Raw genomic sequence first — 21,858 nt, forward strand, 5'->3', positions numbered from 1 at the left:
TGTGGGAGATCGATCATTATCATTGAGCCTACTGACAATGGTGGGCTTGATCATCTGTACGGTTGTGATCTCAAGTTATGTAGGTGCGCTTAGCATCTCATGGGCAGAGATTTTTAACACAGGCAGTTTAGACAATTACATCTTCTGGCAGATTCGTCTGCCAAGGATTCTCGCAGCACTTTTAGTCGGTGGCGCATTTGCCATCTCAGGTGCTGTGATGCAAGGTTTATTTCGCAATCCCTTGGTGGAGCCCGGCATTATTGGGGTCTCAAGTGGTGCGGCGTTTTTTGTAGCGTTAACAATTGTTTTGGGTGGCAAGCTATTTCCTGCACTAATAGATTACTTAAACGATTATACGCTGCCTGTCGCAGCCTGCATTGGTGGGTGGGCTGTGACAGCTTTTTTATACTATGTCTCAAGACACAATCAAAATGTAAGCGTCAGTTCGATGTTATTGGTGGGGATCGCCATCAACGCCTTCATTGGCGCGCTCTTGGGGTTATTGAGCTTTGTGGCAACCGATGATCAATTGCGCTCTTTGACCTTTTGGTCATTGGGCAGCTTAGGTGGATTTGATTACTCAAAGCTGCTCGTATTATTAATGATTCAGCTTGTGGTCGTGCCTTTTTTCCTTTTGAGAATTCGCGCGATGAATGCGATGCTCTTAGGTGAACGAGAAGCGCGCCATTTAGGCATCAATGTGGAGCGCTTAAAGAAACAGCAAATTTGGGGCGTTGCGATTCTAACGGGCAGTGCGGTGGCATTTTCAGGCGGCATTGGCTTTGTGGGTTTGGTGATTCCGCATTTGGTGCGCATGATCTTTGGTTCTGATCATCGATTTGTGTTACCGATCTCCTTTTTAATGGGCGGATTGTTGCTGCTCATTGCCGACAGTTTATCACGCGTATTGGCCGCGCCAGCTGAAGTGCCGATTGGTATTTTCACTGCCTTCATTGGCGCACCATTTTTGGGCTATTTAGTCTATCGACAAGCGGGGCTCAGATGATGTTAGAGATTTATGATTTAACCCATGACATTAAAACGCGTCACGGCGTGCGGACTTTGGTGAACATTCCGCACCTGAGCATTCAAAAGCATCGATTGACCGCACTCATTGGCCCAAATGGTGCGGGCAAAACGACATTGTTGCATTTGTTGTCCGGCGATACTGTGCCAACCACAGGGCGCATCGAATTAGATGGCCGCGATTTACACAACTATCCCATTGAGCATTTGGCCAAAAAACGTGCGGTGTTGCCACAATTGCAGCACATTCCTTTTGCCATCAGCGTGATGGCGATTTTGTCGATGGGTTTGATGCCCTATGGTATCAATGAGCAGCATCTCCAAGGCAAAGTGCTCATTGCTGAAGTGGCAGAGAGTTTGCAGCTCAGCCATTTATTAGATCGCACCTATCAAGCATTGTCGGGCGGTGAGCAGCATCGCGTGCAAATTGGCCGCGTGTTGGTGCAATCGCTCTTTGAGCTTGAAACAGCCGGCGAGGATCGCTTGTTGCTGTTAGATGAGCCGTTTAACCATTTAGATTTGTATCATCAAAAGCATTTACTCAACTATTTCGATGATTTGCGGGCGCGCAAAATGACGATTGTGTGCGTGATGCATGATCTCAATCAAGCGCTGCATGTGGCGGATGATTGCATCATTTTGGCAAAAGGTGAATTGCAAGGCGTGTATCCTGCTGCATCCTTAAAAGATGGGGCGATTTTAGGGCAAGTTTTTCAAATTCCCTTCATACAATTGAACAATGCAAATCATCCTAATGCGCACGCATTATCCATTTTTGGCGGTGAGTGAGCCACTCATTGAAATTGTCATGGTACCTATGTGAATTACAGGCAGAAAATCCTATTTTGTGATATGATTTTGTAGTTTTATGGTTAATTATTACACAAAGGAAATTCAATGAGTGAGTTTGCCAAAGAGATAGTTTCGGTTAACTTAGAAGAAGAGATGAGAAAATCCTATCTCGACTATGCCATGAGCGTCATTATCGGACGTGCATTGCCGGATGTGCGAGATGGTTTGAAACCCGTTCATCGTCGAATTTTACACTCGATGAACCAAACTCATAACGATTGGAATAAGCCTTATAAAAAATCTGCGCGCATCGTGGGTGATGTGATGGGTAAATACCATCCACACGGTGACAGTGCAATTTATGATTCCATTGTGCGCATGGCACAACCCTTCTCAATGCGTTATATGTTGGTTGATGGTCAAGGTAACTTCGGTTCGGTCGATGGGGATTCCCCCGCTGCGATGCGTTATACAGAAGTGAGAATGAGCCGCATTGCCCATACATTATTACAAGACATCGACAAAGAAACCGTTGATTTCATCCCAAACTATGATGGATCAGAGGTTGAGCCTTCTGTATTGCCCACACAAATCCCGAATTTATTGGTCAATGGCTCATCCGGTATTGCCGTGGGGATGGCGACGAATATTCCGCCACACAACTTAACAGAAACCATCAATGCATGTGTTGCCCTCATTCAAAATCCTGAGGTGACGATTGATGAGTTGATGGAACACATTCCGGCGCCAGACTTCCCAACTGCGGGCATCATCAATGGCACAAAAGGTGTGCGTGAAGCGTATCACACAGGTCGTGGCCGCGTTGTGATGCGTGCCCGTTGTGACATTGAAATTGATGAAAAACGCAATCGCGAAGTGATTGTGGTTTCAGAATTACCTTATCAAGTGAACAAAGCGCGCCTCATTGAGAAAATTGTGGAATTGCACCGCGATAAAATCATTGAAGGCATTGCGCCTGATGGTTTGCGTGATGAGTCCGATAAAGACGGCATGCGCATTGTCATCGAATTAAAACGCGGTGAATCTGGCATGGTGGTGCTCAATCAATTGTATAAGCACACAGCGTTACAAAGCAGCTTTAGCATCAACATGGTGGCGATCGACCAAGGTCAGCCAAAATTGTTGAACTTAAAGCAAGTGCTAGAAGCGTTCATTGCCCATCGCCGCGAAGTGATCACACGTCGCACCATCTATGATTTACGTAAAGCCCGTGAACGCGCCCATTTGTTAGAAGGTTTGACAGTGGCACTTGTGAACATCGATGAGATGATCGAATTGATCCGTTCTTCAAAAGATGGTGCGACAGCTAAAGTCAAAATGCTTGAGAAAATCTGGACAGCAGGTGATGTCATTCCGATGCTTGAGCGCGCAGCACAGCTCAATGAAGCCGCGGCTCTTGATCAAAATGGTGATTATGGTTTAGTGGCAGGTGGCTATCGCCTCACTGAAGTACAAGCCCAAGCCATTTTAGACATGCGTTTACAGCGCTTAACGGGTTTAGAGCAAGATAAGATTCATGATGAATACCAAATCTTATTAGAAGCGATTGCCGCATTCATTGAAATTTTAGTGAATCCTGATCGCTTAAAAGAAGTGGTGTTAGAAGAGTTAGAAAAAGTGCGTGCTGATTTCCATGATGCGCGTCGCACAGAGATTCGCCCATCGGCTGAAGACATTGATATTTTAGATCTCATTGCCGATGAACAAGTGGTGGTGACATTGTCTCACCGCGGATACATTAAGTATCAACAATTGGGTGAATATCAAGCGCAAAGACGTGGTGGCCGCGGTAAATCAGCAGCAAAAGTGAAAGATGAAGATCACGTGGTGAATCTCATCACCACAAGTACGCATGCACAATTGATGTGTTTCTCATCCATTGGCCGCGTGTATTGGCTTCGCACTTATGAATTGCCAGAAGCCGGTCGCGGTTCCCCAGGGCGCCCGATTGTGAACATGTTGCCGTTGTCTGAAGGTGAACGCATCACATCTATTTTACCGGTGGAAGAGTACAGCGCTGAATTGTTCATTGTGATGGCAACGCGTCATGGTGTGATTAAGAAAACAAGCTTAGATAAGTTTGCAAGTCAGCGTTCAACGGGTGTGATTGCCTTAACGTTAGATGAAGGCGATGAGCTTATTGGCACTGCGATCACAGATGGTGAGAAAGACATCATGCTCTTTACCTCTGATGGTAAAGTCAATCGCTTCAGTGAAGCGGATGTGCGTGATACCGGTCGTGGTGCACGCGGCGTTAAATCCATGAATTTAACGGATGCACAAACCATCATTTCCATGATCATTCCTGAAGCGGACAGCGTGATTTTGATCGCCACAGAAAATGGTTATGGTAAACGCACGCGCGCTGAAGAGTTCACGCGTCACCGTCGCGGCGGTAAAGGGATGATCGGCATTCAAACGTCAGAGCGTAATGGTTCTGTGATCAGTGCCTGTTTAGTGAAAGAAGACGAGGAAGTGATCCTCATTTCAAGTAACGGCGTATTGGTGCGCACGCGCGTTTCTGAGATCTCCATTTTAGGTCGCAACACGCAAGGGGTTCGTTTGATTCGCTTAGATGAATCGGATCAATTGGTGGGCTTAACGGCGGTTGAAGCTGAAGAAGAGATGCCAGAAGATGCAGCAGAAACACCGGATGCTGAAGAAGTGGTGACAACGAACGAATAAGATCGTGTCACAATTCATTTCCATAAGGCAGGGCAATCCCTGCCTTATCTAATTTTGAGGAGGTGACATGTTAGATTTTGTCAAAATGATTGCGATGGTTTTCTTGATGCTGATTCCATTGGCGAACCCTTTGGTGGCGGTCACGTTGATGATGAGCCTTGGGGCACGACTCTCAACCGAAGAAAAACATAAGCAGGCAAAGGATGCTGCTAAATACTCATTGATTGTGATGCTCATCAGTTTTTATTGTGGGCAATTGGTGATGCAGATTTTTGGCATCTCGATTCCGGGATTGCGCATTGCTGGCGGTTTAATTGTGATGGTGATTGGCTTTCAGATGCTCTTTCCGCCACAAAATTATGGCTCAACGCCTGAGCTTGAAAGTAAAAAAGATGAATTGAAAAACAGAGCCGCCATGAATCTTGCATTTATCCCATTAACCATGCCGGGATTTGCAGGGCCAGGGACGATCGCAATGGTGATCTCCATTGCCTCAACATTGCCAAATTTTGGTGCGCCAACGTGGGTAACACTGACCGCGCCTGTGTTTTCCTTCATCGCATTGTGCCTATTTTTGTGGTTTTGTTTAAGAAGTTCAGAATTCATCATCCGTAAATTAGGACAAAGCGGCATCGAAGTGATCTCACGCGTAATGGGTTTTTTACTCGTTTGCATGGGCGTACAATTTTGCATCAATGGTGTGGTGGAATTACTGCATCACACACAACCTTAAATCACCTCTTTTTGACGAGGACACTGCATGAAAAAAGTTTTTGTGGGCGCTGAATTTAAAGCGCTCATCTTCTTAGCGCTGCCCATTTTATGTACTCAGCTGTTGCAAGTGGGCATGGGCACCACAGACATTGCGATTACTGGGCACTTTGATCCCCTTGTGCAATCAGGTGTTGCGATGGGTGTATTTGTGTGGAACCCTATTTTACTTTTCTCATCGGGCACTTTGATGAGCATCACCATTTTGACAGCGCACTTTTTTGGGGCAAATCGCGTTAAACGCATCCCGACAGTGTTTCAAGGCGGCACGATGATGGCGATGGTGTTTGCCGTAATTGCGATGTTCATCATGTGGCATTCAGAAGGCATTTTGCGCCTCTTTGAAGTGCAAGAAGCGGTGATTCCTTTAACGGTGGATTATTTGCGGGCGCTCTCTTTAGGTGTGCCCGCAATATTTTTATTCAATACATTGCGCTGTGTGTGTGAAGGTGTTGCTCGTGCGGTGCCTGTAACATTGGTTACATGCGTGGGCTTTGTGGTCAATGGCGTGATGAACTACTTTTTGGTCAATGGTTATGCACCCATTGGGTTGCCAAGCTTGGGTGTGATTGGCTCAGGCATGGGGACAGCCAGCGCGATGTGGTGCATGTTGATCTGTATGCTGCTCTTTTTTAGGGTGGAACCTCGATTAAAAGCATTGCAACTTTTTAAATATCGTGCGCGCATTCTGAAGCAAATTCGCGCTTTATTGAAAGTGGGTTTGCCAAATGGTGCCTCGATCTTTGCAGAAGTGGCGATGTTCTCTGTGTCAGGTTTGATCTTAGGGCGCTTTGGTGAGCTTGTGATCAATAGCCATCAAATCGCGCTGAACATCACAAGTTTATCGTTCATGATTCCCCTTAGCACCTCATTTGCTTTAACGGCTTTAGTGGGGCAACGCATGGGGCGTAAAGATTATGAAGGCGCAATACGCATTGCACGCATGGGCCGCAGAACCTGTTTTGCCATCATGATTTGTACGGGCATCTATTTATACACCGCTCGTTTTTATCTACCAATGGTGTTCTCAGATGATCCAAGCATTTTGGCATTGAGTGCGCACCTATTGATTTATTCCATTATTTTCCAATTGCCGGATGGGTTACAAATTGCCGCAGCTGGCGGGCTTCGTGGCATGAAGGATACCAAAGCGCCAATGATGATTGGCATTGTTGCGTATTGGTGCATTGCGTTGCCCACAGGTTATTATTTGGCGGTTGTGAAAAATATGCAGGCTGAAGGGGTCTGGATTGGTTTGATTGTAGGCTTGACCTGTTCTGCGATTCTCTCGAATTTGCGCTTAGAATGGCAGTTTAAGCAATTGACCAAAAAACTCCCTTTGATTTAAATCAACGAGCACTTTGATTTTCCTGTGCGATGCAATTCATTTGTTACATTGATCATCTGTATGAATAATGATCGACAGCTATACAGCAGGTAAGCTTAGGACTATTTTAGTACCGTTTCGGATCACTCAATTATTTTTTTGTAGGATTGTTCAACATTATGAATAGCACTTCAACACCTCTATATGATATTAAAGCCATCAAAGAGATCGAACAGGCAGCGCTAGAGACCTTAAACATTGCATCAATTACGTTGATGCAGCGCGCGGCGCTCTTTATTTTAGGATATCTCTATAAGTCTTATCCGGATGTGAAAAAAATCGCCGTCATTGTCGGCGCCGGGCGTAACGGTGGGGATGGCTATTTCTTTGCACAGCAGGCATTGAGCGCTGGCTTTGATGTGAAGGTGTACTATCTTGCAGAGCCGAATAACTTAGTGGACGATGTGCGTAAAGCTTACTTAGCTGCAAAAGGCATGGGTGTGCCTTGCGAATCCTTTTCATCATCAAGTTTAGATGATGCAGATCTCATCATCGATGCCATGATGGGCACCGGCGTAAACCGCGCATTGTCTGGTGAATGGTTAGGGGCAGCAATGCTCATCAATAGAAGCGGCAAACCTGTGATCTCCATCGATGTGCCATCAGGTATGAACGCAAATACGGGCGCGATTTTAAGCGAAGCGGTCAAAGCCACAGAAACCATCACATTCATTGCCCAAAAACCAGGTTTATACACTGGTAAAGGTCCTGAATATGTGGGTAAGGTGATCTGTTCAGATTTAGGGATCCCGCAAGCGTGCTTTGAATCTGTGCGCGCGGCGTCCTGCTGTTTTAATTTACCTGCAATGGCGGAATGGTTTCCGGATCGTAAAAAGTTCAACCATAAGGGCAATTTTGGACATGTATTGGTGGTGGGCGGTTACATTGGCATGGCGGGCGCAGCATTGCTCGCGGGGCATGCGGCACTGCGCATCGGTGCAGGGCGCGTATCAATTGCCACGCATCCACATCATGCTACGGCCATGATTCCGTATCATCCTGAATTGATGGTGCATGGCGTACACAACAGTGAAGAGATGGCGCATCTTTTAGACATTGCCACGTGTATTGTGGTGGGCTGTGGTCTTGGCACCAATGAATGGTCCATTGATTTGATGAATGCTGTTTTGGCATCCGGCAAGCCACTTGTGATTGATGCCGATGGTTTAAACTTGATCGCCAAAGGCGCTGTGTCAAAAGAGTTATTGGATGAAAACATCGACAATATGGTGATCACGCCGCATCCTGTCGAGGCTGCGCGCTTGTTGCATGGCACAGTCAATGATGTGGAAGCCGATCGCTTAGTGACGGCGAATCAACTCTCTTCACGTTTTGGCATTACGGTGCTCAAAGGTGCTGGTTCATTGGTGTGCGATTCTGACTTTTTAAGCATCAATACGACGGGCAATCCTGCCATGGCAAGCTCCGGTATGGGCGATGCGTTAAGCGGCATCATTGGCGGTTTGATTGTGCAAGGCGTGTCCATTCGTCGTGCCACGCGTTTGGGTGTGTGGCTCCATGGTTTATCGGGCGATTTATGTGCAAAAGATGGTTATCGCTCTGTGATTGCAACGGATGTCATTGAGTTTTTACCTGAAGCGATTGCGAAATTAAAGGAGTAGATCATGGAACCAAAAATGATTGAATTACACTCTGAAGCGGACACTGCGGAAATTGCGCGTTCGCTTGCAGCGCTCATTCAGGAGTTTCGTCACAACAGCATCAAAATTTATCTCTCCGGTGATTTAGGTGCAGGTAAAACCACCTTTTCCAAATACTTTTTAACGGCGCTTGGGGTGACAGAAACCATCAAAAGTCCAACCTATACCATCATTGAAAGCTATCAAGCCGGTGACATTGCGGTGGATCACATCGATCTGTATCGCATTCATGAAGAGGATTTGTATGATCTTGGCTTTTTAGAAGATGATCATAAAGTGTGGCTGATTGAGTGGCCAGAAAAGGGCGGCGATTCATTGCCTGCGCCTGATTTATTGTTATCCCTTGAGCGCGATGAGTTTTTGACGATGCATCTATTGCCCGAAACAGAGCTCGGGCAACAGGTGCTCAGCGCATTAAATGTCTAAGGCAAATTTAGACACTTTACGATCTAATGGAATGCTCACAAAACCTTCGCCTAAATAGGCGCGGGTTTTGGCATCATAAAATGCATAACGAAGATTTAAATCTTCGTTTTGTACCTTATAAACACCCATCACAATCACTTCTGAGTTAAAAATCTCAGCCGCTTTCGTGGCTTGAACTGTTGGGGCAACCATATGGTTGGCAACGGTGATCATGTCACGCTTGTAGCGAATGTATTTAGCTTGCGCTGTTTTACCAATCACATTTGTTAAGCCCATCGCAGAGATGCGGCCAGCTTTATCGCTTTTATTTAAATCATTCACATCCACAAAGGCGCCGATTAAGAAAGTATTGTAATCATTGAAAATACGGGGATATTTTTGCTTCACTTCAATGATGGATTGACGCATGGCTTCTTGCATGTTGTAAGAGGCTTGTGTTTGATACGCGAGCGCATCGCCGCCCATTGGCGTCACTTCTACGGCTTCGATGTTAAAGTTTTGATAATGCTCATAGTCATATTTAGGTTGCGCTGCGATCGGTTGATCATATGGCACACCAAACACCGGCGCACCCTCCACAGCCGGCCAAATACAACCTGTAAGCACAACCATGCTCGCAGCACATATGGGGATTATTTTTTTCATCATTATCCTGTCTCTATTCAATTATTAGATTGATCAATTACACTGTTTTGAGAAGTCTTCAGCGCAAAAGTATATCACGGAAATTTATGAAATAACCGTCTCACATTTGACCGAGAATCAAGAGACACTAAGGTTTATTTGAATTTCTCGTTCGAATTGGTTCTATTCATATTTGTTGCGCGTGGTAGAATGTTGCAATTGATAGAATGAACATTGAGGGTTGTATGAAAGAAAAGATCATTAATGCTTTAAATGACGTTAAAGTGATTTATGACAACAAGCGTTTAGGTGAGCTTTTGCGCATCAAGTCTGTGGAGTGGCAAGAGAGTGATCAATCTTATACCGTGACGATCGCCCTCAACTTTGAAAGCAAAACCTATAACGATGCCTTGGTCAAAGCGTGTAGCGAAGCCATTGAGCCATTACTACAACGCGGTCAAAGCGCGCGCTTTGTGATCAATGCAAAAAACGTTGCCCACAAAGTGCAAAACGGTTTAAAACCGATGGATAACATCAAAAACATCATTGCAGTGGGTTCCGGTAAAGGCGGCGTGGGTAAATCCACAACTTCCATCAATTTAGCCCATGCATTAAAAAATGAAGGCTTTACCGTGGGCATTTTAGATGCGGACATCTACGGGCCAAGCATGCCAAAAATGTTGGGCACCAACGAGCGCCCGCGTTCACGTGATAATAAAAGCATGCAACCGATTGATGTCGATGGTTTACAAACGATGTCCATCGGCTTTTTAGTGGATGAAGAAAACGCCATGATTTGGCGTGCACCCATGGCTGTTGGTGCATTGACGCAGTTATTAAACGACACCATGTGGCGCGATCTTGATTATTTAATCATCGACATGCCGCCAGGAACCGGTGACATTCAATTGACATTGTCCCAAAAAATTCCAGTGGCGGGCAGTGTGATTGTCACAACGCCACAAGACATTGCCTTGATTGATGCGCGCAAAGGCATCGACATGTTCAACAAAGTGGATGTACCGATTTTAGGCGTGGTGGAAAACATGAGCACGCATGTTTGTTCTCATTGTGGCCATGAAGAAGCAATCTTTGGCACCGATGGCGGTAAAGCCTTAGCCGAAGACAGCCATGTGCCATTATTGGGGCAATTGCCATTAGACATTCGTGTGCGTCAAGCCCTTGATCAAGGCCAAGTACATGCATTAGATGCCTCGGATATCGCTTTGCGTTATCAAGAAATTGCACTTAAAATGGTGTCACATTTGTCTCAGCGTCCGAAGGATGTTGCCGGCAAATTTCCTAAAATTGTTGTAGAGAATCGCTAAATTATGAGCATTAAATCAGATCGTTGGATCCGCGAACAGGCCGAAAAATATGGCATGATTGAACCATTTGCCCCAGGGCAAGTGCGCTATGATGACAATGACAATCGCATCATCAGCTATGGTACCTCAAGCTATGGTTATGACGTCCGTTGTAGCAATGAGTTCAAAGTTTTTACCAACATCAACTCTACGATTGTAGATCCGAAAAATTTTGAAGCGGGCACGTTTGTCGATGTCGAGTCCGATGTGTGCATCATTCCGCCAAACTCTTTTGCCTTAGCGAGAACCATTGAATATTTTCGCATTCCGCGCAATGTTTTGACGGTGTGTTTAGGTAAATCCACCTATGCACGTTGTGGCATCATTGTGAACGTCACGCCTTTAGAACCCGAATGGGAAGGGCATGTGACGCTTGAGTTTTCAAACACAACACCATTACCTGCAAAAATCTATGCAGGCGAAGGTGTTGCACAGATGCTCTTTTTTGAATCCGATGAAGTGTGTGAAACCTCTTATAAAGACCGCGGTGGTAAATACCAAGGCCAAACCGGCGTCACACTTCCTAGAACCTAAAAATAAGGATTGTAATGTCTAACATTAGAATTAAAACCGCAGAAGAGATCGCAGGCATTCGTAAAGCTTGCCGTTTAGCTGCGGATGTTTTGGATATGATTGGTGATTATGTCAAAGTCGGGGTCACAACCCTTGAGCTTGATAACATCATGAATCAATACATTTTGGATAATGGCGGCATCTCTGCTTGCTACGGTTATGGTGATCCAGGTTTTCCAAAATATACATGTATCTCCGTCAATCACGTGGTGTGCCACGGGATTCCAAGCGACAAAAAACTCAAAAAAGGCGACATCCTGAACATCGATGTGACGGTGATTTTAGATGGTTACTTTGGGGACAATAGCCGCATGTATACAGCAGGTGAAGTCTCAACATTGGCGCGCCGCTTAATTGACACAACGTATGAATGCATGATGCTTGGCATCGAGACTGTAAAGCCTGGCGCATCGTTTCGTGAAATTGGTCAAGCGATTGAAAAACATGCCCATGCCAACCATTTTTCTGTGGTGGAAGATTTTTGTGGCCATGGCGTTGGCATTGAATTCCATGAAGCGCCCTTGGTGCTCCATTATGATTCGCCAAAAGTCACCGATGTGATGGCTGAAGGTATGATTTTCACCATTGAGCCCATGCTCAATGTAGGCAAACACACGTGTAAAGTGTTGTCCGATGGTTGGACTGTTGTGACGCGTGACCGCTCATTATCTGCACAGTGGGAACATCAAATTTTGGTCACAGCAACGGGTCATGAAATTTTAACTCTACCGAAAAAAGCATAATTATGAACGATCATTCTAAAGTGTCATTTTGTGTATCAGGCGCAGGGCCCATTGGCCTTGCATTGGCGTTAGGATTGGGGCAAGCAGGTTTTAATGTGACGCTGCTTGATCAAAAAACGCACATTGATCCAAAGATATTATTAGATGATCGTCGCATGTTGGCTTTGTCCCATCGCACCGTGGCCTTTTTTAAGCGCCTTGGTGTTTGGGATCAATTATCGATGCATGCAACGCCCATTGATGCGGTGCATGTGTCGCAAAAACATTGCAAAGTGGAAGTGTTGATGAAGGCAGATGCCCATGATATCGATCACTTCGGCTTTTTAGTGCCTCAAGGGCGCATTATTTTGGCGTTGTATGAACAGGTGACGCAAATTCCTGCGATTACGTTGGCTTTTGCCACTGCGATTGTGCCAACGGCCGGTTTAGCTGAGGGTCAGGTGACCCTTAAACACAATGGACAAACGCGCACGGCACATTTTGATTGGCTCGTTGCAGCTGAAGGTGTCCATTCTGCACTGCGCCAACATTTTGGCATTGAAACGTTCATGCGTGATTATGATCAAATGGCCGTCATTGCGCGGGTGCGCTTTGAGAAAAAACATCAAAACATTGCTTATGAGCGCTTCACGCAAGAAGGCGCTTTGGCATTATTGCCCGTCAATGAACAAGAGATGGCGGTGGTATTGATGACGGATCGTCAAGAGCGCGATCGTTGGCAGCGGGCGTCTGATTTGACTTATGCCGCTGAAGTACTTTCCCGCATTGGGGCAAGATTGGGCGACATTACAGAAGTCAGTGAACGTCAGGTTTGGTCGCTCACGTTAATGGTGCCCAAAAAAGTGGTTTCAGGGCGTTTATTATTGGCGGGCAACAGCGCGCATGGATTACATCCCATCGCAGGACAAGGGCTCAATTTAGGGATTCGTGATTGCGAGGCAATTGTAGATCTTTTTACAAAAAATCATCACCCAAATGCCCATGATTTGGCGGCATTTAATGCAGTACGACATAAAGACATTATTAAAACAGTGGGAGCCACGGACTTTTTGGTCAATGCTTTTGGCATCGAAGGACGTGCGGCGCAAACGGCTCGATCTTTGGGATTGCTTGGCGTCAAACTCCTCCCATTTGTGAAAAAGAAAATTGCCACAGTCGGCATGGGCTACTAGGAGATGCTATGCAAAAATTTGATGTCATCATTAATGGTGCAGGTTTAGTTGGTTCAAGCATTGGGTTAGCGCTCGCATCGGCGGGTTTACAGGTGTTGATTGTAGAATATGCACCCATTGAAAAATTATACCCAAAAGATGATTACGGTTTACGCGTATCGGCATTTACACCATCGAGCCGCAAATGGTTAGAACATGTGGGCGTATGGGATCAATTGCTTCACAGTGGCCGCATGACACCATTTTTGCACATGTATGTGTGGGATGGCTCAGGCAATGGGGCATTGCAGTTTGATGCCGATGGCACAGGCTCAGATGCCTTAGGTTGGATTTTAGACAATGAAGCCACTCAAGGTGCATTGATTGATCGCGTGAAAATGCATCAAAACATCGTCTTGATGGATCAAAGCAAGTTGGTGCGCTTTGAGAATTTTGCGGATCATGTTGTCGTCTATACAGAAAAGGGCGAAGCCTTTCAGGCGGAACTGGTGGTGGGCGCCGATGGTGGACGTTCCCTCATTCGTGATTGGGCAGGCATTGCGTGTACCGGTTGGAGTTATGGGCAAAAAACCATCGTGGGGCAGGTGAAGCCAGAGCGCGGTCATGACAACACATGTTGGCAAAAATTCACCACCAATGGCCCTGTGGCGCTCCTGCCTTTAAATGATGGGCGCTGCTCCTTGGCATGGCACACCACGCATCAAGAGGCTGATGAATTGTTGGCGCTGGATCGTGAAACATTGAGTCGCCGTTTAACGGATGCTTTCGATGGCCGCTTTGGTCACATTGAGGCCAGTTGGTCACTGGGTGCATTTCCCCTTCGTTTGAATCATGCGCGCAATTATTATCGTGACCATTTTGTCTTAGCGGGCGATGCGGCACACAATATTCATCCATTGGCAGGTCTTGGCGTCAATATCGGCTTTTTAGATGCCGCAACATTGGTTGAGGAACTCATCAATGCGCGCACAGCAGGCATGGCACTGTATGATGAGTCAGTTTTAAAACGTTATGAGAAGCGCCGCAAAAAACATAATTTATTGGTGATGGGGGCGATGGATGCCTTCAAACGCAGCGGTGGGTCGGATCACTTTTTGGTGAACAAAATTCGCAACATTGGTTTGAGCCTTGCGGACAAAGTGCCTTTTGGGAAACGTGAATTGGCACGATTTGCAATGGGCTATTACGGCGATGTCCCTAAATTTGTCAAACCTTAATCCATAAGGACATGAGAATGATCGAAGAGAAATTCAAGTTATTAGAATCAAAAGTGTTTAAATTATTGGGTGAAAATCAAACCCTACGTGCTGAACTCTTAGTGCTCAATACAACATTGAATGAGCATAAATCGGAAGCAGTGGCCACCATTGAGTCATTAAAACATGATGCAGCGGCAAAATTGGCAGCCTTTGAACATGAATCGGCTGAAAAACTCTCCGCTTTAGAAACCTCAACGAGTGAGAAAATTGCTGCATTAGAAGCGGAAAATGAAAAAATTCAATCCCGCAATGTTGAGCTTAGCAACCATTTGAAAAAAATCATGAGCCGTTTAGAGTCTTTAGGCATTCAATAGGAGAAGAACGTGGAACCGATTACCATTACCATTTTAGGCATCGACTATAAAATCTCTTGTCCGCCTGGCAAAGAGGATTCTTTAAAACGCTCAGCCGCTGCTTTAGACAGCCGTTTAGCAGCCATGCGCGCCAGTGGCAAAATGTCCCCTGAGCAAGCGGCAATCATGGTGGGTTTGCATTTATCGGATGAATTATTACAAGCCCAAGCGGATTTAGAAAACATTCGCTCAAGTTGGGTGGGTCATTTAGATTCCCTTAATGAGAAATTAGATGCCGCTTTAGTGACAAAGGATGGGCAATGATTTTAGATGCCCGCATCGAGCAAAGCACGTTTTTTGTGGCCGAATTGCCCCTTTGTAATGTCTATTTACAAAATGAGTCACGTTTTGCGTGGCTCGTTTTGGTGCCGCGTCGTGAGAATGTCTCTGAGCTCATTGATTTATCCGAAGCAGATCAGCAGCAAGCCATGCGTGAGATGGCTTTAACCTCTCGCGTGATGCAAGGCTTATTCAGCCCAGATAAACTCAATGTGGCCAATTTAGGCAATGTGGTTAAACAGTTGCACATTCATGTGGTGGCACGCTTTGCGACCGATGTCGCATGGCCAGATCCCATTTGGGGCAAATTCAGTGCACCGATTGTGTATCGTGAAGCAGAGGCAGCAGCCTTAGTGAAAAAATTACAAGCGGCATTGATTGAGGGGTTATGAAGTTAGTTGAACGCGCCAATGCATGGCTATGGGAAGGTGAGCATACGCCGCTCAAATGGAGTTGCCGTTTACTGTATCGCTTGCTAGAGAGCGTCTCAAAAGAGGGCATTCGCACGCAAGCCCAAGCTTTAGCCTACACCACAATTTTATCCATCGTCCCTTTTATGGCAGTGAGTTTCTCCATTTTAAAGAGCTTTGGCGTGTATCAAACGTTTGTGCCAATGCTTCATAAAGGCTTTGATGCCATTGGCTTACACGATGCGCAATTGATGGATACATTGATTGGCTTTGTGGACAATGTGCAAGTGGGGCTCCTTGGCAGTATTGGTTTTGTGGTGCTGTTTTATACCGTGGTGAGTTTGATGAGCACCATTGAAAGCGCCTTTAACTCAGCGTGGGGTGTTGAGAAAAATCGTGCCTTTGCGCAGCGTTTTGCCTATTATTTGGTGGCGGTGCTCTTTGGTCCTGTGTTGATTTTTTCGCTCATCTCATTGATTTCAAGTGCAGTCATTGTGCAAGCTTTTCAAGTGCCGGTGCCTGTGTGGCTTACTAAATATGCCAGTGAAGGGCTCACCATTGGACTGTTGACATTGGTGATCTCAGCGGTCTATTTTTTACTGACAAATGCGAAGGTGAAGATCATACCAGCTTTAATTGGCGGATTGGTGGCTGCGATTGCTTGGCACTTTATGGGCAAGATTTTTGCAGATTTTATTGCCACATCCAGTAAATATTCTGGCATTTACTCAGGTTTTGCCAGCGTGATTTTATTTTTCATTTGGATGGATTTGACGTGGCTTGTGATTTTGCTCGGTAACCGTTTGACATGTTTGTTGCAATACCCGCAGCAATTGATGAAGCAAGCGGGCACAGAAACCTCAAGCGTGCCAGAGAGCATCACCTTGACCATTTCACCTAAAGATAAATATGGCAAAGAATGGGTGGTCGAATCGATCGTCACAAAGAAGGAGACATCCCTTGGATAAGCAAACCCCATTTTGGGAAGCCCCTTTAGAAACATTGAGCAGTGATGAGTGGGAGCAATTGTGTGATGGTTGCGGCTTGTGCTGTTTAAACAAGATTGAAGACATTGATACTGGCGATATTTACACAACCCGAGTGGCGTGTGATTTACTCGATTTAAAAAGCTGTCAATGCACCAATTATGCCAATCGTAAACGCTTTGTGCCCGATTGCATTAAACTCACGTATGAGATGATTCAAGAGATTGAATGGTTGCCAGAAAGCTGCGCATACATTCGCCGCTATCACAATCAGCCGTTGCCAAAATGGCATCATCTTTTAACCGGCAGCCGTGACACTGTGCGTGAATATGTGGATTGTGGGCAGCGCCTTATCCACGAAAAGTCGGCGAAAAAGCCATTGTATTACTATGTGATTGAAGGAGATTTAGTCCGTGAGTCATAATGAATTAACACACTTTAATCAAGCGGGCGAAGCCCATATGGTTAATGTTGCTGAAAAAAGTGACACCAAGCGCATTGCCATTGCCCATGGCAAAATCACCATGAATGATGTGGCGTTTAAAGCTTTAACGCAAGGTGAAAGCAAAAAAGGGGATGTGCTTGGCATCGCGCGCATTGCTGCGATTCAAGCAACAAAACAGACATCATTGTTGATTCCGCTATGTCATCCACTACCTTTAACGCACGTGTCTGTTGAGTTTAAATTGTGTGAAGGCAATACCTTAGAGATCATCGTGCAAACTGAAACAGTGGGCAAAACAGGTGTAGAGATGGAAGCGATTACAGGTGTTTCTGTGGGTTTAATGACCGTTTATGATATGCTAAAGGCTGTGGATAAATCCATGGTGTTGAGTCAAATCGAGCTCCTAGAAAAAATGGGTGGCAAGAGCGGACACTATAAACTCACTGAAAAGTGAAGAATTTTTGACAAAAAAATCAGCAAAGATTAGAATAGCAATCTTTTTTGAGAATATTAGCAGGGTATTTTAAGTGAAATACGCAGAGTTTCCCCTCAGAAAAACTGTCAATGAAGGACGGGTTTACGATGATGCGCTCGACGTCGAGCTTTTTCCTCGATTGAGAGATGCAGTGCATTCGGTCGATTCGCCCATTCGTTTTCGAATTCAAGGTGAAACCAATGCATTAGGGCAAAAAGAGATCAATGGTAATGTGGAAGTGACCCTTTCACAAATTTGCCAACGATGTTTAGAACCTTTCGAGACAAAGTTTGATTTGCCCATTCACTGGATTCCTGTCAAAGATGAGTCTGAGCAAGAGTTCATTGGCGATGACGAGGCCATTTTAGTAGTTGACGAAGATGATGTGAATCTCTTAGAACTATTAGAGGACGAGCTATTATTAGCTTTACCTTTAGTGCCAAAGCATGACCTAAATGAGGATTGCGAAGGAAAGGATTATTTAGAAAAGCTCCAACCGCAAGAGGAAACAAGACAACCTTTTGCAGAGCTTGCTGAATTACTAAAAAAATAGTTTTTCTTTAGTAAATTTTAAGAGGAAATAGACATGGCTGTTCAGAAATCAAAAGTAACACGTTCAAAGCGTAATATGCGTCGTGCACACGACTTCTTAACAAGTGCACAATTAAGCACTGATGCGACAAGCGGTGAATTACATCGTCGTCACCACATCACTGCTAACGGCTTTTACCGTGGTCGCCAAGTATTAAATTTTGATAAAAATGTACCAACTGTAGAGTAATTACGCTCAATTGTTGATAAAGTAAAACCTACGTAAATGTACATTTGCGTGGGTTTTTTTATTAAATAATTCTATTGGATAGTACGGTGCTTAATCAAAAAATTACGATTGCAGTGGATGTAATGAGTGGCGATAAAGGCTTAGCTGAGTTATTGCCGGCTGTTATTTCGACTGTTAAAGAACATGATCAATTGACTGTGATTGCCGTTGGGCAACAAGAGCAGTTAAAAGCGCACATTGGCAATCATCCTATGGTGACCTCAGGTCGCATCATCATCCATCATGCAAGTGAAGTGGTGGCGATGGATGAACAACCCCAAAGTGCACTGAAGAACAAAAAAGATTCCTCCATGCGTGTGGCCATCAACTTAGTGAAAAATGGTCAAGCGATGGCGTGTGTCTCTGCGGGTAATACGGGGGCTTTAATGGCCACGGCACGCTTTGTGCTCAAAACAATGCCTGGGATTGATCGCCCGGCAATCTGTACGGTGTTGCCGTCGATTCGCTCGCCTTATAAACATGTACACATGCTCGATTTAGGGGCAAATGTGGATGAAGAGCCAAAACATTTACAGCAATTTGCCATGATGGGTTCCCTCATTGCAACGGCTGTGGATAAAAACGAAAATCCTAAAGTGGCGCTCCTTAACATTGGCTCAGAAGCCATTAAGGGCAACAGTTTAGTGCGTGAGACTGCGAAATTATTACAAAATACAGATGTGAACTACATTGGTTTTGTGGAAGGTGATGGCATCTTCTTTGATGATGTAGACGTTGTCGTTTGTGATGGTTTTTCGGGCAATGTGGCATTGAAAACATTGGAAGGCTCATGCAAATTGGTGGCGAAGTATTTAGAAGCCTCCTACAAACAGAACATTTTCACAAAAATGGCGGCTTTGATCTCAAAGCCAGTGTTGCGCTCCTTAAAGAGCAAAGTGGATCCACGCAACTACAATGGCGCAAGTTTACTTGGGCTGCGCGGCATTGTGGTCAAATCTCATGGAAATGCCGATCGCATTTCATTTGCCAATGCCATCAACATTGCCATTAAGCTCGCAGATCAAGACGTTGTGGGCAAGATCGAGAAGCAATTTTCAGTGGAAGATGGTATAACATCCGATTCGGAACAAGTTAAAGGTTAAAGCATGTACTCTAAGATTATTGGAACAGGTCACTACTTGCCAAACAACGTGGTCACCAATCATGACTTAGCAAAAAAGATTGAAACAAGTCATGACTGGATTGTGGAGCGTACAGGGATTCATCAGCGCTACATCGCAGAGGAAGGCGAAACAGCGACAAGTTTTGGTGCCAATGCGGCGCGTTCTGCATTAGAAAATGCAGGTTTGAGCGCAGAGGACATTGATTTAATCGTTGTGGCAACCTCCACACCCGATAAAGTGTATCCATCGACTGCCACATTGATCCAAGCAGAGTTAGGCAACCATTTTGCCCCTGCATTTGATGTCACCGCAGCATGTTCAGGCTTTATTTATGCCTTGAGCGTTGCGGATAATTTCATCAAAGCCGGTTCAGCAACACGTGCCTTAGTGATCGGAACAGAGGTGTATTCACGCCTATTGAACTGGGATGATCGCTCAACATGTGTATTGTTTGGCGATGGGGCAGCGGCCATTATCTTAGAGGCGAGCGAAACCGCTGGCGTATTGTCTACACACATCCATTCCGATGGTCGCCATGCAGATTTATTGATGGTGGATCGTCCGTATGTGGATGATGTGGATGGTAATCCGTATGTACAAATGAAGGGCAGCGAAGTGTTTAAGCACGCGGTCTCTAAATTGCATCAAATTGTCTCCGAAACATTGACGCACAACAATATTGACCCAAGCGAAGTGGATTGGTTGATTCCGCATCAAGCCAACCTTCGCATCATCAATGCGACGGCGAAAAAAATGGGCTTAGATTCCAGTAAAATCGTCATCACTGTAGATCAGCATGCGAACACATCCGCAGCGAGCATTCCATTGGCATTAGATGCGGCGCGCCGTGATGGTCGCGTCAAAGAAGGACAATTGATTTTATTAGAAGCATTTGGCGGCGGATTCACTTGGGGTTCTGCGCTCATTCGCATGTAATACAAGAGGTTTTTATGATTCAAAATGATTTGGCTTTTATTTTTCCAGGACAAGGCTCACAAACAGAAGGCATGCTCAGTGATGTGAAAGATCATCCTGTGGTGGCAGCAACGTTGGCAGAAGCAAACGAAGCATTGGGCTTTGACTTAAGCACCATTATTTTGGAAGGCTCAAAAGAAGAATTGAACAAAACTGTGATCACACAACCTGCCATTTTAACGGTGAGCATTGCGTTGTGGCGTTTATGGTGTGAATCCACAGACGTTCGCCCACAATTTTTAGCCGGTCACAGCTTAGGTGAATACTCAGCGATGGTGGCTTCAGGCGTTTTATCGTTTAAAGATGCTGTGCAATTGGTTGCGAAGCGTGCAGCATACATGCAAGATGCAGTCAAACCTGGTGAAGGCGCAATGGCAGCCATTTTAGGCATGGATGATGCCGCTGTGGTTGCATTGTGTGAAGAGGCAGCAAATGGCGAAGTGTTATCTGCTGTGAATTTTAACTCACCAGGTCAAGTGGTGATTGCAGGGACAAGCGCTGCCGTTGAACGCGCAAGTGCGTTAGCGAAAGAGAAAGGTGCCCGTAAAGCAATGCCATTGCCAGTTTCGGTGCCTTCTCATTGTATGCTCATGAAGCCAGCGGCTGATCGCTTAGCGGTGGATATGGATACATTGACCTTTCATGCGCCTAGCATTGCGGTATTGCACAATGTGGACGTACAAAGCCACACAGATGCACAAACCATTAAAACTTGTTTAATCGAACAGTTGTATCAACCAGTGCGCTGGACAGAAACCATCGAAGCGATGGCCAAAGCTGGCGTGACGCGTTTAGTTGAATGTGGCCCAGGTAAAGTATTAACAGGCTTAAATAAGCGCATTGATAAGGGGCTCACCTCTTATAATATTGACAGTGAAGCAACATTGAATGAGGTTGTAGAGAATTTTGCGTCGAATTAATATTCCACAAATTGCCCTCGGTGCAACATCGGTTGCATTTTTAGCAGCATTCTTTTTTGGTGGTAAAGATTTAATTTTTGCCACGAAAGTTCTACTCATCAGCGCAATTGTTGCGGCTGCAGCTTGCGTTGTGTGTTATCGTCAAACGAACATGAAAACTTGGGGCATGCTGATCAGCTTGTTATTGTTTTCTGGTTTGACGGTCTATTTTGACAATGAAGCTTTCATTAAATGGCGGCCAACGGTGATCAATGCAGTGCTTTGTATTGCTTTGTTGGTGATGTATTTTTCTAAAACGATGCCATTTAAATACTTTTTTGCCAAGCACTTAGAGCTCAATATTCCTGATCATGTTTGGCTCAAACAAAACTTGATTTGGATGACCTATTTCTTCATCAGCGGGCTCATTAACACTGCATTGGTGGTGATGAATGTGTCAAATGAAGGTTGGGTGCTCTACAAAACCGTGATTGGTCCAATTTTAGCCACAATTTTCTCATTGGTGATGATCGGTTATCTTTACCGTGAGAACAAAAAACACAATCAAGCAAAGGAGTCATAAGC

Annotated in this window: 25 protein-coding genes; 24 read left to right on the top strand and 1 reads right to left on the bottom strand. The window is 45.2% G+C overall.

Annotation, left to right across the window (positions count from 1 at the left end):
- The first annotated feature begins 1 nt into the window (after position 1).
- The 7 genes from B9T20_RS03700 to tsaE all read left to right on the top strand — a co-directional run bounded on the left by B9T20_RS03700 (position 2) and on the right by tsaE (position 8,769).
- Positions 2-1,006: an iron ABC transporter permease gene (locus B9T20_RS03700; protein WP_233491550.1), complete on the top strand. Its 1,005-nt coding sequence runs from the start codon at positions 2-4 to the stop codon at positions 1,004-1,006.
- Entirely contained in the window at positions 1,003-1,815 is an 813-nt protein-coding gene (locus tag B9T20_RS03705) for an ATP-binding cassette domain-containing protein (protein ID WP_094489871.1), read from the top strand. Before B9T20_RS03700 ends, B9T20_RS03705 begins: the two co-directional genes overlap by 4 nt.
- 108 nt (positions 1,816-1,923) lie before the next feature.
- On the top strand, positions 1,924-4,524 hold the full coding sequence (gene gyrA / locus B9T20_RS03710) for a DNA gyrase subunit A (RefSeq protein WP_094489872.1): 2,601 nt from the start codon (positions 1,924-1,926) through the stop codon (positions 4,522-4,524).
- 67 nt (positions 4,525-4,591) lie between these two features.
- On the top strand, positions 4,592-5,257 hold the full coding sequence (locus tag B9T20_RS03715; protein ID WP_094489873.1) for a MarC family NAAT transporter: 666 nt from the start codon (positions 4,592-4,594) through the stop codon (positions 5,255-5,257).
- A 27-nt stretch (positions 5,258-5,284) separates the two neighbouring features.
- Positions 5,285-6,643 (top strand): MATE family efflux transporter, encoded by a 1,359-nt coding sequence (locus B9T20_RS03720; RefSeq protein WP_094489874.1) that lies wholly within the window; start codon positions 5,285-5,287, stop codon positions 6,641-6,643.
- Between the two features lie 158 nt (positions 6,644-6,801).
- Positions 6,802-8,304 (top strand): NAD(P)H-hydrate dehydratase, encoded by a 1,503-nt coding sequence (locus B9T20_RS03725; protein WP_094489875.1) that lies wholly within the window; start codon positions 6,802-6,804, stop codon positions 8,302-8,304.
- 3 nt (positions 8,305-8,307) lie between these two features.
- Positions 8,308-8,769, top strand: a complete 462-nt coding sequence (gene tsaE, locus B9T20_RS03730; RefSeq protein ID WP_094489876.1) for a tRNA (adenosine(37)-N6)-threonylcarbamoyltransferase complex ATPase subunit type 1 TsaE — start codon at positions 8,308-8,310, stop codon at positions 8,767-8,769.
- On the opposite strand, the gene B9T20_RS03735 is transcribed toward tsaE, so the two are convergent.
- Positions 8,758-9,414 carry a hypothetical protein gene (locus tag B9T20_RS03735; RefSeq protein ID WP_233491552.1) on the bottom strand — a complete coding sequence of 219 codons (657 nt, stop codon included), beginning with the start codon at positions 9,412-9,414 and terminating at the stop codon, positions 8,758-8,760. The two genes, tsaE and B9T20_RS03735, sit on opposite strands and share 12 nt — an antisense overlap.
- Positions 9,415-9,638: 224 nt before the next feature.
- On the opposite strand from B9T20_RS03735, the gene apbC reads away from it, so the two are divergent.
- From apbC to B9T20_RS03820, 17 genes are all read left to right on the top strand, one after another.
- Positions 9,639-10,721, top strand: a complete 1,083-nt coding sequence (apbC, locus tag B9T20_RS03740) for an iron-sulfur cluster carrier protein ApbC (protein ID WP_094489878.1) — start codon at positions 9,639-9,641, stop codon at positions 10,719-10,721.
- 3 nt (positions 10,722-10,724) lie between these two features.
- Positions 10,725-11,294, top strand: a complete 570-nt coding sequence (dcd, locus tag B9T20_RS03745; protein ID WP_008315579.1) for a dCTP deaminase — start codon at positions 10,725-10,727, stop codon at positions 11,292-11,294.
- A gap of 14 nt (positions 11,295-11,308) precedes the next feature.
- On the top strand, positions 11,309-12,076 hold the full coding sequence (map, locus tag B9T20_RS03750) for a type I methionyl aminopeptidase (protein ID WP_008315578.1): 768 nt from the start codon (positions 11,309-11,311) through the stop codon (positions 12,074-12,076).
- A gap of 2 nt (positions 12,077-12,078) precedes the next feature.
- Complete coding sequence (locus B9T20_RS03755; RefSeq protein WP_094489879.1) at positions 12,079-13,248, top strand: FAD-dependent monooxygenase; 1,170 nt, start codon at positions 12,079-12,081, stop codon at positions 13,246-13,248.
- Positions 13,249-13,256: 8 nt separating this feature from the next.
- Positions 13,257-14,465 (top strand): UbiH/UbiF/VisC/COQ6 family ubiquinone biosynthesis hydroxylase, encoded by a 1,209-nt coding sequence (locus B9T20_RS03760; protein WP_094489880.1) that lies wholly within the window; start codon positions 13,257-13,259, stop codon positions 14,463-14,465.
- 17 nt (positions 14,466-14,482) lie between these two features.
- Positions 14,483-14,821 (top strand): hypothetical protein, encoded by a 339-nt coding sequence (locus B9T20_RS03765; protein WP_094489881.1) that lies wholly within the window; start codon positions 14,483-14,485, stop codon positions 14,819-14,821.
- 9 nt (positions 14,822-14,830) lie between these two features.
- Positions 14,831-15,124 carry a cell division protein ZapA gene (locus B9T20_RS03770; protein WP_094489882.1) on the top strand — a complete coding sequence of 98 codons (294 nt, stop codon included), beginning with the start codon at positions 14,831-14,833 and terminating at the stop codon, positions 15,122-15,124.
- Positions 15,121-15,531, top strand: a complete 411-nt coding sequence (locus B9T20_RS03775) for an HIT domain-containing protein (protein WP_094489883.1) — start codon at positions 15,121-15,123, stop codon at positions 15,529-15,531. The genes B9T20_RS03770 and B9T20_RS03775 overlap by 4 nt, the downstream gene beginning before the upstream one ends.
- Entirely contained in the window at positions 15,528-16,517 is a 990-nt protein-coding gene (locus tag B9T20_RS03780) for a YihY/virulence factor BrkB family protein (protein ID WP_094489884.1), read from the top strand. The genes B9T20_RS03775 and B9T20_RS03780 overlap by 4 nt, the downstream gene beginning before the upstream one ends.
- Complete coding sequence (locus B9T20_RS03785; RefSeq protein WP_094489885.1) at positions 16,510-16,959, top strand: YcgN family cysteine cluster protein; 450 nt, start codon at positions 16,510-16,512, stop codon at positions 16,957-16,959. The genes B9T20_RS03780 and B9T20_RS03785 overlap by 8 nt, the downstream gene beginning before the upstream one ends.
- Positions 16,949-17,434: a cyclic pyranopterin monophosphate synthase MoaC gene (gene moaC, locus B9T20_RS03790; protein ID WP_094489886.1), complete on the top strand. Its 486-nt coding sequence runs from the start codon at positions 16,949-16,951 to the stop codon at positions 17,432-17,434. The genes B9T20_RS03785 and moaC overlap by 11 nt, the downstream gene beginning before the upstream one ends.
- A gap of 73 nt (positions 17,435-17,507) precedes the next feature.
- Positions 17,508-18,008: a DUF177 domain-containing protein gene (locus B9T20_RS03795; RefSeq protein ID WP_233491555.1), complete on the top strand. Its 501-nt coding sequence runs from the start codon at positions 17,508-17,510 to the stop codon at positions 18,006-18,008.
- A gap of 33 nt (positions 18,009-18,041) precedes the next feature.
- Positions 18,042-18,236: a 50S ribosomal protein L32 gene (gene rpmF / locus B9T20_RS03800; RefSeq protein ID WP_008315565.1), complete on the top strand. Its 195-nt coding sequence runs from the start codon at positions 18,042-18,044 to the stop codon at positions 18,234-18,236.
- A gap of 86 nt (positions 18,237-18,322) precedes the next feature.
- Positions 18,323-19,378, top strand: coding sequence for a phosphate acyltransferase PlsX (gene plsX / locus B9T20_RS03805; protein ID WP_008315563.1), 1,056 nt, complete (start codon positions 18,323-18,325; stop codon positions 19,376-19,378).
- A 3-nt stretch (positions 19,379-19,381) separates the two neighbouring features.
- Positions 19,382-20,335 (top strand): beta-ketoacyl-ACP synthase III, encoded by a 954-nt coding sequence (locus tag B9T20_RS03810; RefSeq protein ID WP_094489887.1) that lies wholly within the window; start codon positions 19,382-19,384, stop codon positions 20,333-20,335.
- Between the two features lie 14 nt (positions 20,336-20,349).
- Complete coding sequence (gene fabD / locus B9T20_RS03815; protein WP_094489888.1) at positions 20,350-21,294, top strand: ACP S-malonyltransferase; 945 nt, start codon at positions 20,350-20,352, stop codon at positions 21,292-21,294.
- Complete coding sequence (locus B9T20_RS03820; protein WP_008315560.1) at positions 21,281-21,856, top strand: inner membrane-spanning protein YciB; 576 nt, start codon at positions 21,281-21,283, stop codon at positions 21,854-21,856. The genes fabD and B9T20_RS03820 overlap by 14 nt, the downstream gene beginning before the upstream one ends.
- Positions 21,857-21,858: the final 2 nt, after the last annotated feature.

The sequence above is a fragment of the Wohlfahrtiimonas sp. G9077 genome, assembly GCF_002252155.1.
Taxonomy (GTDB): Bacteria; Pseudomonadota; Gammaproteobacteria; order Cardiobacteriales; family Wohlfahrtiimonadaceae; genus Wohlfahrtiimonas.

Bases quoted from the DNA above. Each gene is read 5' to 3' on its own strand.
- B9T20_RS03705 (WP_094489871.1), top strand. From the start codon at position 1,003: ATGATGTTAGAGATTTATGATTTAACCCATGACATTAAAACGCGTCAC.
- gyrA (WP_094489872.1), top strand. From the start codon at position 1,924: ATGAGTGAGTTTGCCAAAGAGATAGTTTCGGTTAACTTAGAAGAAGAG.
- B9T20_RS03715 (WP_094489873.1), top strand. From the start codon at position 4,592: ATGTTAGATTTTGTCAAAATGATTGCGATGGTTTTCTTGATGCTGATT.
- B9T20_RS03720 (WP_094489874.1), top strand. From the start codon at position 5,285: ATGAAAAAAGTTTTTGTGGGCGCTGAATTTAAAGCGCTCATCTTCTTA.
- B9T20_RS03725 (WP_094489875.1), top strand. From the start codon at position 6,802: ATGAATAGCACTTCAACACCTCTATATGATATTAAAGCCATCAAAGAG.
- tsaE (WP_094489876.1), top strand. From the start codon at position 8,308: ATGGAACCAAAAATGATTGAATTACACTCTGAAGCGGACACTGCGGAA.
- B9T20_RS03735 (WP_233491552.1), bottom strand. From the start codon at position 9,414: ATGAAAAAAATAATCCCCATATGTGCTGCGAGCATGGTTGTGCTTACA.
- apbC (WP_094489878.1), top strand. From the start codon at position 9,639: ATGAAAGAAAAGATCATTAATGCTTTAAATGACGTTAAAGTGATTTAT.
- dcd (WP_008315579.1), top strand. From the start codon at position 10,725: ATGAGCATTAAATCAGATCGTTGGATCCGCGAACAGGCCGAAAAATAT.
- map (WP_008315578.1), top strand. From the start codon at position 11,309: ATGTCTAACATTAGAATTAAAACCGCAGAAGAGATCGCAGGCATTCGT.
- B9T20_RS03755 (WP_094489879.1), top strand. From the start codon at position 12,079: ATGAACGATCATTCTAAAGTGTCATTTTGTGTATCAGGCGCAGGGCCC.
- B9T20_RS03760 (WP_094489880.1), top strand. From the start codon at position 13,257: ATGCAAAAATTTGATGTCATCATTAATGGTGCAGGTTTAGTTGGTTCA.
- B9T20_RS03765 (WP_094489881.1), top strand. From the start codon at position 14,483: ATGATCGAAGAGAAATTCAAGTTATTAGAATCAAAAGTGTTTAAATTA.
- B9T20_RS03775 (WP_094489883.1), top strand. From the start codon at position 15,121: ATGATTTTAGATGCCCGCATCGAGCAAAGCACGTTTTTTGTGGCCGAA.
- B9T20_RS03780 (WP_094489884.1), top strand. From the start codon at position 15,528: ATGAAGTTAGTTGAACGCGCCAATGCATGGCTATGGGAAGGTGAGCAT.
- rpmF (WP_008315565.1), top strand. From the start codon at position 18,042: ATGGCTGTTCAGAAATCAAAAGTAACACGTTCAAAGCGTAATATGCGT.
- B9T20_RS03810 (WP_094489887.1), top strand. From the start codon at position 19,382: ATGTACTCTAAGATTATTGGAACAGGTCACTACTTGCCAAACAACGTG.
- fabD (WP_094489888.1), top strand. From the start codon at position 20,350: ATGATTCAAAATGATTTGGCTTTTATTTTTCCAGGACAAGGCTCACAA.